An 18099-nucleotide genomic window follows, 5' to 3' on the forward strand; every position below is an offset into this window, starting at 1 on the left:
GGAAGTCGGGCACGGCCCGTGTGGCCATTCGGGTCACGCGAAAACCGGTCGGCCGCCGCCGCCGGCGGCCCGTACACTGGCGGGAGCGAAAGGCTTGGATGGGGACGAGTAGCGTCGCAAGCAGCCATGAGCGACCCGGGGACGGTGAGAGCCCGGGGGCGAGCCCGATGTGAAGCATCACCCCGGAGCCGTCGGAAGAAAGCCGCACGAGAGCGCGGCGACTAGAACCGGCGTCGCGACCCCAATGAGGGGGCTCAGGGCGTGCGTGCCCGGGGCCAAGGAGGGTGGTACCGCGGGAGCACGGCTCTCGTCCCTCCGGACGGAACGAGGCACATCCGCCGGAGGAAGATCGATGTCTTCGCAGTACCGCCAGGTACCCGCCCAGGTAGACCTGTCCGCGCTCGAGCACGCCGTGCTCGACTTCTGGCGCGACAACAAGGTCTTCGCCAAGACCCTGGAGCAGTCCGAGGGACGCCCCGAGTGGGTGTTCTACGAGGGCCCGCCCACCGCCAACGGCATGCCGGGCGCCCACCACATCGAGGCCCGCGTCTTCAAGGACGTGTTCCCCCGCTTCCGGACCATGCGCGGCTACCACGTCGCCCGCAAGGCCGGCTGGGACTGCCACGGCCTGCCGGTCGAGCTCGCCGTCGAGAAGGAGCTCGGCTTCTCCGGCAAGAAGGACATCGAGGCGTACGGCATCGCCGAGTTCAACGAGAAGTGCCGCGAGTCCGTGACCCGGCACACCGACGCCTTCGCCGAGCTCACGACCCGCATGGGCTACTGGGTCGACCTCGACGACGCCTACCGGACCATGGACCCCTCGTACATCGAGTCGGTCTGGTGGTCCCTGAAGCAGATCTTCGACAAGGACCTCCTGGTCCAGGACCACCGGGTCGCCCCCTGGTGCCCGCGCTGCGGCACCGGCCTCTCCGACCACGAGCTCGCGCAGGGCTACGAGACGGTCGTCGACCCCTCGGTGTACGTGCGCTTCCCGCTGACCTCCGGCCCGCTCGCGGGCAAGGCGGCGCTCCTCGTCTGGACGACGACCCCCTGGACCCTGGTGTCCAACACCGCGGTCGCCGCCCACCCCGAGGTGACCTACGTGGTCGCCACCGACGGCGACGAGCGCGTCGTCGTCGCCCAGCCGCTGGTGGAGAAGGCGCTCGGCGAGGGCTGGGTCACCACGGGCGAGTCCTTCACGGGCGCCGAGATGGAGCGCTGGACCTACCAGCGCCCCTTCGAGCTCATCGACTTCCCGGCCGAGGCGCACTACGTCGTCAACGCCGAGTACGTCACGACCGAGGACGGCACGGGTCTGGTCCACCAGTCCCCCGCCTTCGGTGAGGACGACCTCAAGGTCTGCAAGGCGTACGGCCTGCCGGTCGTGAACCCGGTCCGCCCCGACGGCACCTTCGAGGAGGAGGTCCCGCTGGTCGGCGGCGTCTTCTTCAAGAAGGCCGACGAGGCGCTCACCGCCGACCTGGACGCGCGCGGCCTGCTCTTCAAGCACATCGCGTACGAGCACAGCTACCCGCACTGCTGGCGCTGCCACACGGCCCTGCTCTACTACGCGCAGCCGTCCTGGTACATCCGCACGACCGCGGTCAAGGACCGCATGCTCGCGGAGAACGAGCGGACGAACTGGTTCCCCGAGTCGGTCAAGCACGGCCGCTTCGGCGACTGGCTGACGAACAACGTCGACTGGGCGCTCTCCCGGAACCGCTACTGGGGCACCCCGCTGCCGATCTGGCGCTGCGAGGACGACCACCTGACCTGCGTGGGCTCGCGCGCGGAGCTCACCGAGCTCACCGGCACCGACCAGTCGGAGCTCGACCCGCACCGCCCCTTCATCGACGCGGTCACCTTCCCGTGCCCGACCTGCGCGAAGACCGCCACGCGCGTGCCGGAGGTCATCGACGCCTGGTACGACTCGGGCTCGATGCCGTTCGCGCAGTACGGATACCCGTACCAGAACAAGGAACTGTTCGAGTCGCGCTACCCGGCGCAGTTCATCAGCGAGGCCATCGACCAGACCCGCGGCTGGTTCTACACGCTGATGGCCGTCGGCACCCTGGTCTTCGACAAGTCGTCCTACGAGAACGTGGTCTGCCTCGGCCACATCCTCGCCGAGGACGGCCGCAAGATGTCCAAGCACCTGGGCAACATCCTCCAGCCGATCCCGCTGATGGACCAGCACGGCGCCGACGCCGTCCGCTGGTTCATGGCGGCCGGCGGCTCGCCGTGGGCGGCTCGCCGCGTGGGCCACGGCACCATCCAGGAGGTCGTGCGCAAGACGCTCCTCACGTACTGGAACACGGTCGCCTTCCAGGCGCTGTACGCCCGTACGTCCGGCTGGGCGCCGTCCGCGGCGGACCCGGCGCCGGCCGACCGCACGGTCCTGGACCGCTGGCTGCTGTCCGAGCTGAACACCCTGGTCGCCGAGACGACCGAGGCGATGGAGGCGTACGACACCCAGCGCACCGGCAAGCTCGTCTCGGCCTTCGTCGACGACCTCTCCAACTGGTACGTGCGCCGCTCGCGCCGCCGCTTCTGGCAGGGCGACGCCTCCGCGCTGCGCACGCTCCACGACGTCGTCGAGACGGTCACCCGCCTGATGGCCCCGCTGACCCCGTTCATCACCGAGCGGGTCTGGCAGGACCTGGTGGTGCCCGTGACGCCGGACGCCCCGGAGTCGGTCCACCTCGCCACCTGGCCGGAGGCCGACGCCTCGCTGATCGACGGCACGCTCTCCGAGCAGATGCTGCTGGTGCGCCGCCTGGTCGAGCTGGGCCGCGCGACGCGGGCCGAGTCGGGCGTGAAGACCCGTCAGCCGCTCTCCCGCGCGCTGGTCGCGGCGACGGGCTTCGCGGCCCTGTCGCCGGAGCTCCGGGCGCAGATCACGGAGGAGCTGAACGTCTCGTCCCTGGCCTCGCTGTCCGAGGTGGGCGGCTCGCTCGTCGACACCACCGCGAAGGCGAACTTCCGGGCCCTGGGCAAGCGCTTCGGCAAGGGCGTCCAGGACGTGGCGAAGGCGGTGGCCGCGGCCGACGCCGCGGCGCTGTCGCTGGCCCTCCGCTCGGGCGAGGCGGCCCTCACGGTGAACGGCGAGGAGATCACCGTCACCCCGGAGGAGATCATCATCACGGAGACCCCCCGCGAGGGCTGGTCGGTCGCCTCCGACGCGGGCGCGACGGTCGCCCTGGACCTGGAGATCACCCCGGAGCTCCGGCGCGCGGGCCTGGCCCGTGACGCGATCCGCCTGATCCAGGAGGCCCGCAAGAACAGCGGCCTCGACGTGGCGGACCGGATCGCGCTGCGGTGGACGTCCACGTCCCCGGAGACGACGGACGCGCTGACGGCCCACGCGGGCCTGATCGCGGACGAGGTCCTGTCCACGGACTACGCGGAGGGCGGGGCCGACGACACGTTCGGCGCGGCCTTCGAGGACGAGCCGCTCGCCCTCACCTTCCACCTCCGCAAGGCGTAACCCCCCTCAGAAGGGCCCGGCACCCACCGCCGGGCCCTTCACCGTTCCATCAGGCCCCCGCCCCCGCCGCGTTGTGGGCAGGCGTTCCGCGAGGGGCGGAACGGGTGGGCACAACGGACGGCGCCCCTGCCGGCGCCAGAGGCTCCTGCGCCCCGACCCGCATCCCCGTGCACGGTCACTGCTCGGTGCGGGCCAGGGCACGGAACGCGGAGGCGCCGCGAGAGCGCGCCGTCCCGTGTGCCCACCCGTCCCGCCCCAGCGGGACGATTGCCCACACGGGCAGCGGGTGACGGGCCCACAACGGGCGCGAGACGAAGGCCCACCACCGGCACGGGGCACCGCACCACTCGGCGCGGCCCCATCGCCAGGTACGTCGAAGGGCCGGTTCCCCGAGGGGAACCGGCCCTTCACGACTGCCGACGGCTACGCGCTCAGCACGCGTAGACCCGCCGCGTCAGTTGTCGTCCTCGTCGATCAGGAAGCCCCGCATCGGCGCCGGCGCCTGCTGCATCGGCTGCGGTGCCTGCGGACGGACCGGAGCCATCGGCTGGGTCATCGCCGGGGACATCTGCTGCTGGCCGCCGTAGGACGGGGCACCGCCCATGGACGGGGCACCACCCATCGCGCCGTTGCCGCCGTAGGACGGCGCGCCCGCGCCCGCCGAGGCCATCGACGGGGCCGGCGGCAGCGAGGCCGCGGCCGGGGTGCGCGGCGGAGCCAGCGAGTCGTCCGCCTGGGTCTCCAGCTGACGCAGCTGGGACTCCAGGTAGGACTTCAGACGCGTGCGGTACTCGCGCTCGAAGCCGCGCAGGTCCTCGACCTTGCGCTCCAGCGTGGCGCGGGCGGACTCCAGGGAGCCCATCGCGACGCGGTGCTTCTCCTGCGCGTCCCGCTCAAGAGCGTCCGCCTTGGCGCGGGCGTCCCGCTCCAGGCCCTCGGCACGCGAACGCGCCTCGCCGACGATCTTGTTGGCCTCGGAGCGCGCCTCGGCGATCGCCTGGTCGGCGGTCTGCTGGGCGAGCGAGAGGACACGCGCGGCACTGTCGCCGCCGGGGCCCTGCTGCGGCTGCTGCGGCTGCATCTGCTGCTGCATCTGCTGCTGGGGGTGACCCATGGGGCCGCCCTGCATCGGGCCGGGACCCATCGGACCGCCCTGCATGGGACCGCCCTGCATCGGGCCGGGGCCCATGGGCCCGCCCTGCATGGGGCCGCCCTGCATGGGGCCGGGGGGAAGCGCGGGGGCACCGGACGGCAGCTGCGGCGGACCCATCTGCGGCTGCTGCTGCTGGGCCGGCGGACCGGATATGGCGGCGGGCACGGGCGCGCCGGGACCGACGGGACGATCCTGCGGCTCCGGGGGCTTGCGCATGCCCTGCTGCTGGTTCTGCGCGGCGGCACGCGTCGCGGCGGCCAGCTTGGCGCGCAGGTCCTCGTTCTCGCGGAGCAGGCGGGTCAGTTCGGCTTCGACCTCGTCGAGGAAGGCATCGACCTCGTCCTCGTCATAGCCTTCTCGGAGGCGGACGGTCGTGAACTGCTTGTTCCGCACGTCCTCGGGGGTCAGCGGCATCTCTTCTTCACCTCTACGTAGTCGTCGGCAGTCGGCAAGACCGTATCGTCCACTTGATGCTCCACCATCACCTCGCGAAGCTGCTCACGATGTTGATCAGGATGTAGACGATGATCATCAGAACGAAGAAGGACAGGTCGAGTGCCACGCCCCCGAGACGCAGCGGCGGGATGAGTCGCCGCAGAAGCTTGAGCGGTGGATCGGTGACAGTGTAGGTGGCCTCAAGGACGACCACCATCGCCTTACCGGGTTGCCATGAACGGGCGAACTGGAAGACGTAGTCCATGACAAGCCGGACGATCAGGAGGACGAGGAAGCACATCAGCACGATGTAGACCACCTGTAGTGCGACGCCCATCCCGCGTTTCCCTCTCCCCTGACTTACGTGCTCTCGCTTGTCCGGTCGCCTCGCGACCGGTCCGTCCGGTTCTCGTGTTCTCAGCTCTGGTTGAAGAATCCGCCCTCTGCGATCCGGGCCTTGTCCTCCGCCGTGACATCGACGTTAGCAGGCGACAACAGGAACACCTTCTGCGTCACGCGCTCAATGCTGCCATGGAGCCCGAAGACGAGTCCGGCGGCAAAGTCGACAAGTCGCTTCGCGTCCGTGTCGTCCATCTCCGTGAGGTTCATGATCACGGGAGTGCCCTCACGGAAGTGTTCCCCGATGGTACGGGCCTCGTTGTAGGTCCGGGGGTGCAGCGTGGTGATGCGGTACGGCTCCCGCTCGGACACGACCTTGGGCATGATCACCGGTGCGTTCTTCTCCAGGCTCGGGCGTTCGGGTGTGATGGATGCCACGGGGGCAATTCGGGCCGGACGTCCGCTTTCGGCGAGTACCGGGACAGGATGGGCGATGGGCTCCCGGGGTGCCGGGGGCTGCGCCACGCGTACCGGCTCCTCGCGCTCCACCTGGCGCGGGGGGGTGTGGCGCCGCTCGCGCTCGGGTTCGGGCTCCAGCTCGGGTTCGAAGTCGTCGTCGGGGTCGAAGCCCCGGCCGTCGTACCCATCGTCCTCCACGAGGCCGAGGTAGACCGCCATCTTGCGCATCGCGCCGGCCATGCTCTGAGTCCTCCGCTCTGTGGTGGATCGGCCTTGTCACCAAGTGCCGGCGATCCACGGGGCACCCCGCGGTTCTGCGGAATGACCATATTTTCTGCTGTGGTCCGACTTGCTTCGCGACGTTACCCGAGCTTCGGGCGCACTCCGAGTACCGCCGTACCGACGCGTACGTGTGTCGCCCCGGCAGCGACGGCCTCCTCGAGGTCCGCACTCATCCCTGCGGACACCATGTTCGCAGCAGGACGGGTCGCGCGCAGGGCAGTCGACAAATCCATCAACCGGTCGAAGGCGGCCCGTTGCCGCCCCGCGTACTCCCCCGCGAGCGGGGCGACGGTCATCAGTCCGTCGATCCGCAGTCCGGGCGCGGCCGCCACCGCGGCGGCCAACTCCTCGATCCCGTCCGGCGCCACACCGCCCCGGTCGCCCCGCTCGCCCGACTCGGCGTCGAGCGCGACCTGGATCAGACAGCCGAGCTCGCGGCCCTCCTTCTCGGCGGCCGCGGACAGGGCGGAAACGAGCTTCGAGCGGTCGACGGACTGCACCACATCGGCATAACCCACCACGGACCTGACCTTGTTGGTCTGCAACTGGCCCACGAAGTGCCAGGTCAGATCGAGGTCGGCACAGGCGGCGGCCTTGGGGGCGGCGTCCTGGTCCCGGTTCTCGGCGACGTGCCGCACCCCGAGCTCGTGCAGGAGCCTGACGTCGCTCGCGGGATAGGTCTTGGTGACCACGATCAGGGTCACCTCGTCCCGCTCGCGCCCGGCGGCGGCGCACGCGGCGGCGATGCGCTCCTCCACCCGGGCGAGGTTCGCGGCGAGTTCCGACTTGCGGTCCGTCATCAGCTCTTCCCTGCCAACCAGACATATCCCGCGAGTCGCCCCGTGGTGCGATCGCGGCGGTACGAGTAGTGGTCGCGCGACTCCAGGGTGCAGACCCCGGCGTCCACGATGTCCCGGACCCCGAGCCGCTCCAACTGCGCGCGCACTCCGGCGGCGACGTCGACGGCGGGGGTGCCCCAGGAGGTCTCGGCGTGCGCGGCCGGTTCGACGGCCGCGACCTCGGCGCGCATCGCCTCCGGCACCTCGTAGCACCGGCCGCAGACGGCGGGGCCGGTGCGGGCGGTGATCCGGGCGGGGTCGGCGCCGAGCCGCACCATCGCCGCGACCGCGGCGGGGACGACTCCGGCGACCATCCCGGGCCGTCCCGCGTGGGCGGCCGAGACGACTCCGGCGACCGGGTCGGCGAGGAGGACGGGGACGCAGTCCGCGGTGAGGACGGCGAGCGCGAGTCCGGGCCGGGCGGTGACGAGGGCGTCGACGGACGGGATCTCCCCGTCCCCCCACGGTCCGTCGACCTCGGCGACGCCGGCGCCGTGGACCTGGTTCATCCAGACCACCCGCGCCGGGTCGAGCCCGAGGGCTCCGGCGGCGGCGGCCCGGTTGGCGAGGACCGCCGCGGGGTCGTCGCCGACCGCTCCGCCGAGGTTGAGCTGCTCGTACGGAACGGCGCTCACCCCGCCCCACCGGTCGGTGAAGGCGAAGTGGGCGCCGTTCGCGTCGAAGCGGGGTCCTATCACTTCAGGAAGTCCGGGACGTCCAGCTCCTCGGCCTGGCTGTCCGCGTACGGACGGGCCGGCGGGACGACCGGCGGAGCGGGCGTCAGCGGGGCCTCGTTGACGGCCGGGGCGGGCTCGACCGGCGCGGAGACCGGCTCCTCGCGCGGGGCGACGGTGCCGAGGCCGCCGAGCGGGCGGGGGTTCTCGGTGGCGCGGGGCGCCGGGGCCGGCTCCTCGCGCTTGGCCGAGACCGAGCCGATGATGTTGTCCCGGCGGGCCGGCGGCTGGCCGCCGTCGAAGCCGGCCGCGATGACGGTGACCCGGACCTCGTCGCCGAGGGCGTCGTCGATGACGGCGCCGAAGATGATGTTGGCCTCGGGGTGGGCCGCCTCGCTGACCAGCTGAGCGGCCTCGTTGATCTCGAAGAGACCGAGGTCGCTGCCGCCGGAGATGGAGAGCAGCACGCCGCGGGCGCCGTCGATCGAGGCCTCCAGGAGCGGCGAGGAGATCGCCATCTCGGCCGCCGCGACCGCGCGGTCGTCGCCGCGGGCGGAGCCGATGCCCATGAGCGCCGAACCGGCCTCGGACATGACCGACTTGACGTCGGCGAAGTCGAGGTTGATCAGACCCGGGGTGGTGATGAGGTCGGTGATGCCCTGGACACCGCTCAGGAGGACCTGGTCGGCCGACTTGAAGGCGTCGAGCACCGAGACCTGGCGGTCCGAGATCGACAGCAGCCGGTCGTTCGGGATGACGATGAGGGTGTCGACCTCTTCGCGGAGCTCGGCGATGCCGTCCTCCGCCTGGTTGGCGCGGCGCCGGCCCTCGAAGGTGAACGGCCTGGTGACCACACCGATCGTCAGGGCGCCGAGCGAGCGCGCGATGTTGGCGACGACGGGGGCGCCGCCGGTGCCGGTGCCGCCGCCTTCGCCGGCGGTGACGAAGACCATGTCGGCCCCCTTGAGGACCTCCTCGATCTCCTCACGGTGGTCCTCTGCCGCCTTGCGACCGACGGCCGGGTTGGCCCCGGCCCCGAGGCCGCGGGTGAGTTCACGGCCGACGTCGAGCTTGACGTCGGCGTCGCTCATCAACAGCGCTTGCGCGTCGGTGTTGATCGCGATGAACTCGACGCCCTTGAGACCGACCTCGATCATTCGGTTGATGGCATTGACACCACCGCCGCCGACACCGATGACCTTGATGACTGCGAGGTAGTTCTGCGGTGCTGCCACGTCGAAGGCCTCTCGCCTCGAGTTACGTGTCGTCGCCGCGCGTTGGTCGCGCCGCTCCGACGGATGCCGATTGGGACGGTCCGAAACGCCGACCCGAACCCTAACGTTGAAGTTTAGGGTTACCAGTGTCTCTGTTCGCTGGACTCTTCCGGACAGGACACTAAGTCGACAAGTGGCGCACGTTCAACGAACACGCCGAACCTCCCGTTTTTCTTTTCACCCTATGTGATCACCCGTAGCGCTGGCCAACCAGGGTGCTGGCCAGCGGAGATGCCCGTCAACTTCCGGACGAGGCGGGGGCCGTGGGGGCACTTACGTCGAAGTGCCCCGCTTTGGGAGTGGCCTTCATGAGGGCGGTCAGCACCCGGGCCTTGACCGGGCCGTGCTCACCACTGCCCCAGAAGACCGTCCGGCCCCGGGTCAGCTCCAGAGTGACGGAGTCGTACGAGGTGATGCGCACGACACGAGTGTCCCGGGCGATTTCCGCCGGGAGTTCACCCCTGACGCGCACCGCCTCCTGGAGCAGCCGGTCCGCGCCGAAGCGGCGCAGGCTCGGCGAGGAGGCGCTGTCGAGGACCAGCAGCGGGACGCCGCGGGGCGCGGTGTCGACGGTGGCGAACCTCAGCCCGGTCGCGTCCACTTCGGTGAACTTTCCGCCCTTCTCCACCAGGAGGACGGGCTGCCGTTCCGTCACTTTCAGCCCGATTCCGTGCGGCCATGACCGCACGACGTCGATCGTCTCGATCCGCGGCAGCCGCTGCCGCAGCCGGGCCTCGATCGCGTCGGTGTCGACGGTGACGAGCGGGGCGCCGACCGGGACCGCGGCGACGGCCTCGACCTCGGCCGGGGTGAGGACCCCGGTGCCCGAAGTCTTCACACGTTCCACACGGAACCAGGCCGAGCCGTAGAGCGCCCAGACCCCGCCGGCGACGAGCGCGACGAGGCCGAGCGCCACGAGGAGCACCCGGCCCGGCAGCCGGAACCGGCGGTTCCGGCCGTCGGCGCCGGACGGCCGCTCCGACGACCCCTTCGGCCTTCTGGTGCCGCGCTGCTCCGCGGTCGTCGGTCCGGCTGCCACCCGGCGCCTCCTGCCTCAGGGCCGCTACGCCTGCCGGCGGGCGGCGATCGCCTCGTACACCATGCCGACGAGCAGGTCGTCGGCGTCCCGGCGGCCGAACTCGGCGGCGGCGCGGGACATCTCGTACAACCGGTGCGGATCGGCCAGTACGGGCAGGACGTTGCCCTGCACCCACTGCGGCGTCAGCTCCGCGTCGTCGACGAGGAGTCCGCCGCCGGCCTTCACCACCGGCTGGGCGTTGAGCCGCTGTTCGCCGTTGCCGATGGGCAGCGGGACGTAGGCGGCGGGCAGCCCGACGGCGGAGAGTTCGGCGACGGTCATGGCGCCCGCGCGGCAGAGCATCATGTCGGCCGCGGCGTACGCGAGATCCATCCGGTCCACGTACGGTACCGGCACGTAGGGCGGCATACCGGGCATGTTGTCGACACGCGGCATCTCGTTCTTCGGACCCACCGCGTGCAGGATCTGGATCCCGGAGCGCTGGAGCACCGGGGCGATCTGCTGGACGACCTCGTTGAGCCGCCGGGCGCCCTGCGAGCCGCCCGAGACGAGCAGGGTCGGCAGGTTCGGGTCCAGACCGAAGGCGGCGCGCGCCTCGGGCCGCACGCGCGCCCGGTCGAGGGTCGCGATCGTGTACCGCAGCGGGATGCCGATGTAGCGGGCGTTGCGGAGCTTGCTGTCCGGGGTGGCGACCGCGACCCCGGCCGCGTACCGCGAACCGATCTTGTTGGCCAGACCGGGGCGCGCGTTGGCCTCGTGGACCACGATGGGCACCCCGAGGCGCTTGGCCGCGAGGTAGCCGGGCAGGGCCACGTAGCCGCCGAAGCCGACCACGCAGTCCGCCTTGGTGCGCTCCAGGACCTGCTCGGCCGCCTTGATCGTGCCGCGCAGCCGCCCGGGGACGGTGATCAGCTCGGGGGTGGGCTTACGGGGCAGCGGCACGGCGGGGATGAGCGCCAACTCGTAGCCCCGCTCGGGCACGAGACGGGTCTCCAGACCCTTCTCCGTGCCGAGCGCCGTGATCCCCACGCTGGGGTCCTGCCTGCGCAGGGCGTCCGCGAGGGCGAGCGCGGGCTCGATGTGGCCGGCGGTCCCCCCACCGGCGAGTACGACATGCACCGAAATTCACCGCTCTCCGGACGGGCGCTTCTTGACGCGCCGTCGCATCGACTTCCATCTCTTCCCGACCCGCTTGCCCCAACCGGGGCGGCGCATGGCCAGGGCCGCTTTCGCGGCGGGTTCCTGTCGCGCGAAGGCGATGAGGAGCCCGACGGCGAACATGGTCGGCAGCAGGGCCGACCCTCCGTAGGAGAACAGCGGGAGCGGGACACCGGCGATCGGCAGCAGGCCGAGCACCGCACCGATGTTGATCACGGCCTGAGCCGTGATCCAGGTGGTCACACCTCCCGCGGCGAACCTCACGAAGGGGTCCTCCGTGCCTCCGGCCACGCGGATACCCGCATAGCCTAGAGCCGCGAACAGGGCGAGTACCGACAGCGTCCCCGCGAGACCCAGTTCCTCACCGGTGACCGCGAAGATGAAGTCGGTGTGCGCCTCGGGCAGTTGGCCCCATTTCTCGACGCTCGCACCGAGTCCGGAACCGAACCAGCCGCCCGAGGCCAGAGCATAGATTCCGTGCGCGGCCTGTAGGCAGGGGGCTCCCTCGCCGCCGGGGTCGGTCGCGCCGATGCAGTCGAAGCGCCTCATCCGGTTCGCGCTCGTCTTGATGAGCAGCACGCCGATCGCGCCGGCCACCGTGAGCACGCCGACGAAGAGCCGGGTGGGCGCGCCGGCCGTCCACAGCAGGCCGAAGAGGATGGCCGCCAGGATGATCGAGGTGCCCATGTCGCCGCCGAGCATGATCAGTCCGAGCAGCATGAAGGCGCCCGGGACCAGCGGCACCAGCATGTGCTTCCACTGGGTCAGCAGCCGCATGTCCTGCTTGCGGGCGAGCAGGTCGGCCCCCCACAGGATCAGCGCCAGCTTGCCGAACTCGCTGGGCTGGAGCTGGAAGGGGCCGCCGAGGGAGATCCAGTTCTGGTTGCCGTTGACCGCGTGCCCTATCCCGGGGATCTGCACGAGGACCATCAGGAACACCGCGCCGACCAGGATCGGGTAGGCGAGCGCCCGGTGCAGTTTCACCGGCATCCGGGAGGCGACCAGGAGCAGTCCGGTGCCGAGCAGGGCGGCGACGAACTGCTTCCGGAAGAAGTACGAGGGCACCAGGTCGTAGCGGAGCGCCGTGATCATCGAGGCGGAGTAGACCATCACGAGGCCGAGCGTGGTGATGAGCAGCCCCGCGCCGATGATGACGTAGTACGCCGTGAGGGGCCTGTCCCAGGCCTTGCGGAGGCGCTCGTACATGCCCCGGACGCCTCCGCCGCGCGCCCGCCGCGGGGTCGCGGGTGCCCGCCCTCCGCCGCGTGCGGCGGAGGGCCGGCGTGTCCCGGCGATCTTGCTCGGCATGGTCGCTGTCCCCTCCAGTCGTGCCCGGTCCGGCCGGACCCTCCCGCTGGTCGGGTCAGGCGTCCCCGGTGGCGGCGAGGGCGCGGACCGCGTCCGCGAAGGCCTCGCCCCGCTTGTTGTAGTTGGTGAACATGTCCATCGAGGCGCAGGCCGGGGCGAGCAGGACCGTGTCCCCCGGGCGGGCGAGCCGGGCCGCCTCGCGGACCGCCTCGGACATCGCCCCAGTGTCGGTCCGGTCGAGGTCCACCACCGGGACCTCCGGGGCGTGTCGCGCCAGGGCTTCGCGGATCAGGGCGCGGTCGGCGCCGATCAGGACGGCTGCGCGCAGGCGTCCGGCCGACTTCTGCACGAGCTCGTCGAAGGTCGCGCCCTTGGCGAGGCCGCCGGCGATCCAGACGATCGGGTCGTAGGCGGCCAACGAGGCCTCGGCGGCGTGGGTGTTGGTGGCCTTGGAGTCGTCGACGTACGCGATCCCCCCGACCTCCTCGACCCGTTCGATGCGGTGCGGGTCGGGCCGGAAGGCCTTGAGGCCGTCCCGTACGGCCTTCGCCTCCACGCCGAAGGCGCGCGCGAGGGCGGCGGCGGCGAGGGCGTTGGCGATGTTGTGCGGGGCCGGGGGCTGGACGTCGGCGACCTCGGCGAGCTCCTGGGCGTTCTTCTGCCGGTTCTCGACGAAGGCCCGGTCGACGAGGATGCCCTCGACGACGCCGAGCTGGGACGGGCCGGGGGTGCCGAGGGTGAAGCCGATGGCCCGGCAGCCCTCCTCGACGTCGGCCTCGCGCACCAGGTCCTCGGTGGCCTGGTCGGCGACGTTGTAGACGCAGGCGATCCGGTTGCCCTCGTAGATCCGGCCCTTGTCGGCGGCGTACGCCTCCATGGTGCCGTGCCAGTCGAGGTGGTCGGGCGCCAGGTTGAGCACGGCGGCCGAGTGGGCGCGGACCGACGGCGCCCAGTGCAGCTGGTAGCTGGAGAGCTCGACGGCGAGCACGTCGTACGGCTCGTCGCCGAGGACGGCGTCGAGCAGCGAGACGCCGATGTTCCCGACGGCGGCGGTCCGCAGGCCGGCGGCCTCCAGGATCGAGGCGAGCATCCGCACGGTCGTGGTCTTGCCGTTGGTGCCGGTGACCGCGAGCCAGGGGGCGGCGTCCGGGCCCCGGAGCCGCCAGGCCAGCTCGACGTCGCCCCAGACCTCCACGCCCGCCTCGGCGGCGGCCGTGAAGAGGGGCTTGTCGGGCCGCCAGCCGGGGGTGGTGACGATCAGCTCGGTGCCGGCCGGCAGGGTCGCCCCGTCGCCGAGGCGGACGGTGATGCCCTCCGCCTCCAGTGCGGCGGCCTGGGCCCGGGAGCGCTCGTCGTCACCGTCGTTGACGACGGTCACGAGCGCGCCGCGGGCGTGCAGGACGCGGGCGGCCGGGATCCCGGAGACCCCGAGGCCCGCGACGGTGACGTGCCTGCCGTTCCAGTCGAGCTGTTCTGTCACTTGTCCGCTGCCCATCCCGCGTAGAAGAGGCCCAGGCCCACGATCACGCACATGCCCTGGATGATCCAGAACCGGACGACGACCAGGACCTCGGACCACCCCTTGAGTTCGAAGTGGTGCTGGAGGGGTGCCATCCGGAAGACGCGCTTGCCGGTCATCTTGAACGAGCCGACCTGGATGACCACGGACATCGTGATCAGCACGAACAGGCCGCCGAGCAGGGCCAGCAGGAGCTCCGTACGGGAGCAGATGGCGAGACCGGCGAGGGCGCCGCCGAGGGCGAGCGAGCCGGTGTCACCCATGAAGATCTTGGCGGGCGAGGTGTTCCACCAGAGGAAGCCGAAGCAGGCGCCCATCAGCGCGGAGGCCACGACCGCGAGGTCGAGCGGATCGCGGACCTCGAAGCAGGCGTTGGGGTTCGTCAGCGTCACCGCGTTGGCACAGGACTCCTGGAACTGCCAGAGCCCGATGAAGGTGTACGCGCCGAAGACCATCACGGAGGCGCCGGTGGCCAGGCCGTCCAGACCGTCCGTCAGGTTCACGCCGTTGGACATGGCCAGGATCATGAAGAGCGCCCAGACCACGAAGAGCACCGGGCCGATGGCCCAGCCGAAGTCCGTGATGAAGGAGAGCTTCGTGGACGCCGGGGTGAGCCCGCGCAGGTCCGCGAACTGGAGCGAGAGCACGGCGAAGGCGATGCCGACGATGAGCTGGCCGGCCATCTTCGCCTTGGCCCGCAGACCGAGCGAACGCTGCTTGACGATCTTGATGTAGTCGTCGAGGAAGCCGACGAGGCCCATCCCCGCCATGAGGAACAGCACCAGGACGCCCGAGTACGTCGGGTCCTCACCGGTGATGACCTTGGCCAGCGCGTACGCGATGAGCGTGGCCAGGATGAAGGAGATGCCGCCCATGGTGGGCGTGCCCTTCTTCCCGGCGTGACCGCGCGGGCCGTCGTCACGGATGAACTGCCCGTACCCCTTGCGCGCAAGGAGCTTGATCAGCAGCGGTGTGCCGATCAGGGTCAGGAAGAGCCCGATGGCCCCCGCGAAGAGGATCTGCCTCATCGGCCGGTGACCTCGCCCTCGGTGTCGAGGAGCGCCAGCGCGACCTTTTCGAGACCGACCGACCTGGAAGCCTTCACAAGGACGACATCCCCCGGGCGCAGCTCACTGCGCAACAGGTCGACAGCCGCCTGCGCGTCGGACACGTGCACCGACTCCTCACCCCACGAACCCTCGTTATATGCGCCCAGTTGCAGCCAGGAAGCTTCCCTCTCCCCGACCGCCACGAGCTTGCTGACGTTGAGCCGGACGGCGAGCCGTCCGACCGCGTCGTGCTCGACGAGCGATGCGTCACCGAGCTCGGCCATCTTGCCGAGCACCGCCCACGTACGAGCCCCTCGGGCCTGTGCGGCCCTGCCCATGGCCGCGAGCGCGCGCAGGGCGGCTCGCATGGACTCGGGGTTCGCGTTGTAGGCGTCGTTGACGATCGTCACGCCGTCCGGACGCTCGGTGACCTCCATGCGCCAGCGCGACAGGGTGCCGGCCTCGGAGAGCGCGGTGGCGATCTCTTCGACAGGCATGCCCAGCTCGTGCGCGACGGCGGCCGCTGCGAGCGCGTTCGACACGTGGTGCTCACCGTACAGGCGCAAGGTCACGTCACTGCACCCGGTGGGTGTGTGAAGCCTGAAAGACGGCTGTCCGTTCGCTGTGAGGTGGACGTTCTCGGCCCGTACGGCCGCTTCGTCCGCTTCGCCGAACAGGGTCACGCGGGCCGTGGTGCGGCTCGCCATCGCGCGGACGAGCGGATCGTCGGCGTTGAGGATCGCGATGCCGCCGTCCTCCGCGGACGGCAGGGCCTCGACGAGTTCGCCCTTCGCCACCGCGATCTGCTCCCGGCCGCCGAACTCGCCGATGTGGGCGCTGCCCACGTTGAGGACGAGGCCGATGCGCGGCGGGGTCAGTCCGGTGAGGTAGCGGATGTGCCCGATGCCGCGGGCGCCCATCTCCAGGACCAGGTGCCGGGTCTCGTCGCTCGCGCGGAGCGCCGTGAGCGGCAGGCCGATCTCGTTGTTGAGCGAGCCGGGCGTCCACACGGTGGGCGCGTGCCGTTCGAGGACCTGGGCGATCAGGTCCTTGGTGGAGGTCTTTCCGGCCGATCCGGTGAGGGCGACGACATCGGTGCCGAGCCGTTCCACGACCGCGCGGGCGAGGGCCCCCAGCGCGGCCTGGACGTCGTCGACGACGAGGGCGGGCACGCCGACGGGGCGGACGGCGAGCACCGCCACCGCTCCCGCCTCGACGGCGCGTTCCGCGTAGTCGTGGCCGTCGACGTGCTCACCGGTGAAGGCCGCGAAGAGACTTCCGGCCCGCACCTCGCGGGAGTCGATGACGACGGGCCCGGTGATCCGGGCGTCCGGATCCGGTATGTCGTGCGCCTGCCCGCCGACGATTTCGGCGATCTCGGCGAGGGAGAGGGCGATCACTGCTTCATCCCTGACTGTTCTCGTGACGGTGTGCGTCCTGCTGGTTCTGCTGGCTGGTAATCGCCTCGCGCAGGACCTGACGGTCGTCGAAGGGGCGTACGACCCCGGCGATCTCCTGGCCCTGTTCGTGACCCTTGCCGGCGACCAGGACGGTGTCGCCGGGCCGCGCACGGGAGACGGCCGCGGCGATCGCGGCGGCCCGGTCGGGCTCGACCAGGACGTCGCCGCGCTCCCCCTGCGGCACCTCGGCGGCACCCGCGAGCAGGGCGCTGAGGATCACCAGCGGGTCCTCGGAGCGGGGGTTGTCGGAGGTCAGCACGGCGGTGTCGGCGAGCCGTGCGGCGGCGGCGCCCATCGGGCCGCGCTTGGTGGTGTCCCGGTCGCCTCCGCAGCCGATGACGACGTGCAGCCGGCCCTCGGTGACCTCGCGCAGCGAGCGCAGCACCGATTCGACGGCGTCCGTCTTGTGGGCGTAGTCGACGACCGCGAGGTACGGCTGGCCGGCGTCGACCCGCTCCAGGCGGCCGGGGACGCCGGGGACGGCCGCGACGCCCTCGGCGGCGGCCTTCGGGTCCAGGCCGGCGGCGGCCAGGGTGGCGATCGCGGCGAGGGTGTTGGCGACGTTGAACGGGCCGGGCAGCGGGGCGGTGGCCGAGACCCGCACGCCCTCGGGGCCGACGGCGGTGAAGGTCGAGTCGTGGGAGCCGAGGACCAGGTCCTCGGCGCGCCAGTCGGCCTCGGCGCGGCCCTCGGCGGAGAACGTGACGACCGGGACGGTCGCCTCCGTGACGAGCCTGCGGCCGTACGCGTCGTCGAGGTTCACCACGCCCAGGCGGCTGCGCCGGGGCGTGAAGAGCCCGGCCTTGGCCTGGAAGTAGTCCTCCATGTCGGAGTGGAACTCCATGTGCTCCGGGCTGAGGTTGTTGAAGACGGCGACGTCGAAGACGCAGCCGTCGACCCGGCCGAGCACGAGGGCGTGGCTGGACACCTCCATGGCGACGGCCTCGACGCCCCGCTCGCGCATGACGGCGAAGAGGGCCTGGAGGTCGGTGGCCTCGGGGGTGGTGCGCTCGGACTTGATGCGCTCGTCGCCGATCCGCATCTCGACGGTGCCGACGAGGCCGGTCCGCCGTCCGGAGCCGCGCAGTCCGCCCTCGACGAGGTACGCCGTGGTGGTCTTGCCGGAGGTACCGGTGATGCCGATCTGGAGGAGGTCCTCGCCGGGGCGTCCGTAGATCCTGGCCGCGAGTTCGCCCATCCGGCCGCGCGGGTTCTCCACGACGAGGACGGGGAGGCCCGTCTCCGCGGCGCGGTCGGCCCCCGTCGGGTCGGTGAGGATCGCGGCGGCGCCGAGTCCCGCGGCCTGGGCGACGAAGTCGGCGCCGTGGGTGCGGGCGCCGGGCAGGGCCGCGTACAGGTCCCCGGGGCGCACGGCCCGCGAGTCGTGCGTGATGCCCGAGATCTCGGCGGCCCGCGGGATGTCGGTCCCGAGCTGCGCGGCCAGGTCGCCCAGGGGTGTCGGGCGGGCCTGCTCCGGCCGGGGTGGGGCGTTTCGGTACTGATCAGCGTGTGGCACGGCGGTGAGCGTACCGGGCCCACCCTGTGCGGGGCCAAAAGAGCCCGGGGCCTCGCCGGAGTTCGATTTCCGGTTCCCGGAATGGGGGGTGATCGTTGTCACTGGTGC

The 18099-nt window shown here is 71.4% G+C and carries 14 protein-coding genes; 1 reads left to right on the top strand and 13 read right to left on the bottom strand.

The features are described from left to right. The first annotated feature begins 352 nt into the window (after positions 1–352). Positions 353–3487, top strand: a complete 3135-nt coding sequence (gene ileS, locus ACFYXU_RS08225; protein ID WP_376512044.1) for an isoleucine--tRNA ligase — start codon at positions 353–355, stop codon at positions 3485–3487. A 454-nt stretch (positions 3488–3941) separates the two neighbouring features. On the opposite strand, the gene ACFYXU_RS08230 is transcribed toward ileS, so the two are convergent. The 13 genes from ACFYXU_RS08230 to ACFYXU_RS08290 form a co-directional block, all read right to left on the bottom strand. Continuing rightward, complete coding sequence (locus ACFYXU_RS08230; RefSeq protein ID WP_329856705.1) at positions 3942–5054, bottom strand: DivIVA domain-containing protein; 1113 nt, start codon at positions 5052–5054, stop codon at positions 3942–3944. Between the two features lie 67 nt (positions 5055–5121). Next, a complete protein-coding gene (locus tag ACFYXU_RS08235; RefSeq protein WP_015032938.1) occupies positions 5122–5412 on the bottom strand; it encodes a YggT family protein in 291 nt (96 codons plus the stop codon). A gap of 80 nt (positions 5413–5492) precedes the next feature. Continuing rightward, positions 5493–6113 carry a cell division protein SepF gene (locus ACFYXU_RS08240; RefSeq protein WP_329856708.1) on the bottom strand — a complete coding sequence of 207 codons (621 nt, stop codon included), beginning with the start codon at positions 6111–6113 and terminating at the stop codon, positions 5493–5495. A gap of 122 nt (positions 6114–6235) precedes the next feature. After that, on the bottom strand, positions 6236–6955 hold the full coding sequence (locus ACFYXU_RS08245; protein ID WP_361394132.1) for a YggS family pyridoxal phosphate-dependent enzyme: 720 nt from the start codon (positions 6953–6955) through the stop codon (positions 6236–6238). Continuing rightward, on the bottom strand, positions 6955–7692 hold the full coding sequence (pgeF, locus tag ACFYXU_RS08250) for a peptidoglycan editing factor PgeF (protein ID WP_376512049.1): 738 nt from the start codon (positions 7690–7692) through the stop codon (positions 6955–6957). Before pgeF ends, ACFYXU_RS08245 begins: the two co-directional genes overlap by 1 nt. Next, on the bottom strand, positions 7689–8903 hold the full coding sequence (gene ftsZ / locus ACFYXU_RS08255; protein WP_329856711.1) for a cell division protein FtsZ: 1215 nt from the start codon (positions 8901–8903) through the stop codon (positions 7689–7691). The genes pgeF and ftsZ overlap by 4 nt, the downstream gene beginning before the upstream one ends. Positions 8904–9180: 277 nt before the next feature. Continuing rightward, positions 9181–9981: a cell division protein FtsQ/DivIB gene (locus ACFYXU_RS08260; RefSeq protein ID WP_389456933.1), complete on the bottom strand. Its 801-nt coding sequence runs from the start codon at positions 9979–9981 to the stop codon at positions 9181–9183. Positions 9982–10005: 24 nt separating this feature from the next. After that, the gene (gene murG / locus ACFYXU_RS08265) at positions 10006–11100 is read right to left on the bottom strand and encodes an undecaprenyldiphospho-muramoylpentapeptide beta-N-acetylglucosaminyltransferase (protein ID WP_329856714.1); all 1095 of its coding nucleotides are present in this window, start codon (positions 11098–11100) and stop codon (positions 10006–10008) included. Between the two features lie 6 nt (positions 11101–11106). Beyond that, a complete protein-coding gene (gene ftsW, locus ACFYXU_RS08270) occupies positions 11107–12447 on the bottom strand; it encodes a putative lipid II flippase FtsW (RefSeq protein WP_329856715.1) in 1341 nt (446 codons plus the stop codon). Positions 12448–12502: 55 nt separating this feature from the next. Then, positions 12503–13942, bottom strand: coding sequence for a UDP-N-acetylmuramoyl-L-alanine--D-glutamate ligase (gene murD, locus ACFYXU_RS08275; RefSeq protein ID WP_389456935.1), 1440 nt, complete (start codon positions 13940–13942; stop codon positions 12503–12505). Then, the gene (gene mraY, locus ACFYXU_RS08280) at positions 13924–14994 is read right to left on the bottom strand and encodes a phospho-N-acetylmuramoyl-pentapeptide-transferase (protein ID WP_116161474.1); all 1071 of its coding nucleotides are present in this window, start codon (positions 14992–14994) and stop codon (positions 13924–13926) included. Before mraY ends, murD begins: the two co-directional genes overlap by 19 nt. After that, positions 14991–16415 (bottom strand): UDP-N-acetylmuramoyl-tripeptide--D-alanyl-D-alanine ligase, encoded by a 1425-nt coding sequence (murF, locus tag ACFYXU_RS08285; protein WP_329856718.1) that lies wholly within the window; start codon positions 16413–16415, stop codon positions 14991–14993. Before murF ends, mraY begins: the two co-directional genes overlap by 4 nt. Positions 16416–16419: 4 nt before the next feature. Next, entirely contained in the window at positions 16420–18093 is a 1674-nt protein-coding gene (locus tag ACFYXU_RS08290; protein WP_329856719.1) for a UDP-N-acetylmuramoyl-L-alanyl-D-glutamate--2,6-diaminopimelate ligase, read from the bottom strand. Positions 18094–18099 lie beyond the last annotated feature (6 nt).

This window comes from Streptomyces sp. NPDC002232, assembly GCF_042890295.1.
In the GTDB taxonomy this organism is placed as follows: Bacteria; Actinomycetota; Actinomycetes; order Streptomycetales; family Streptomycetaceae; genus Streptomyces.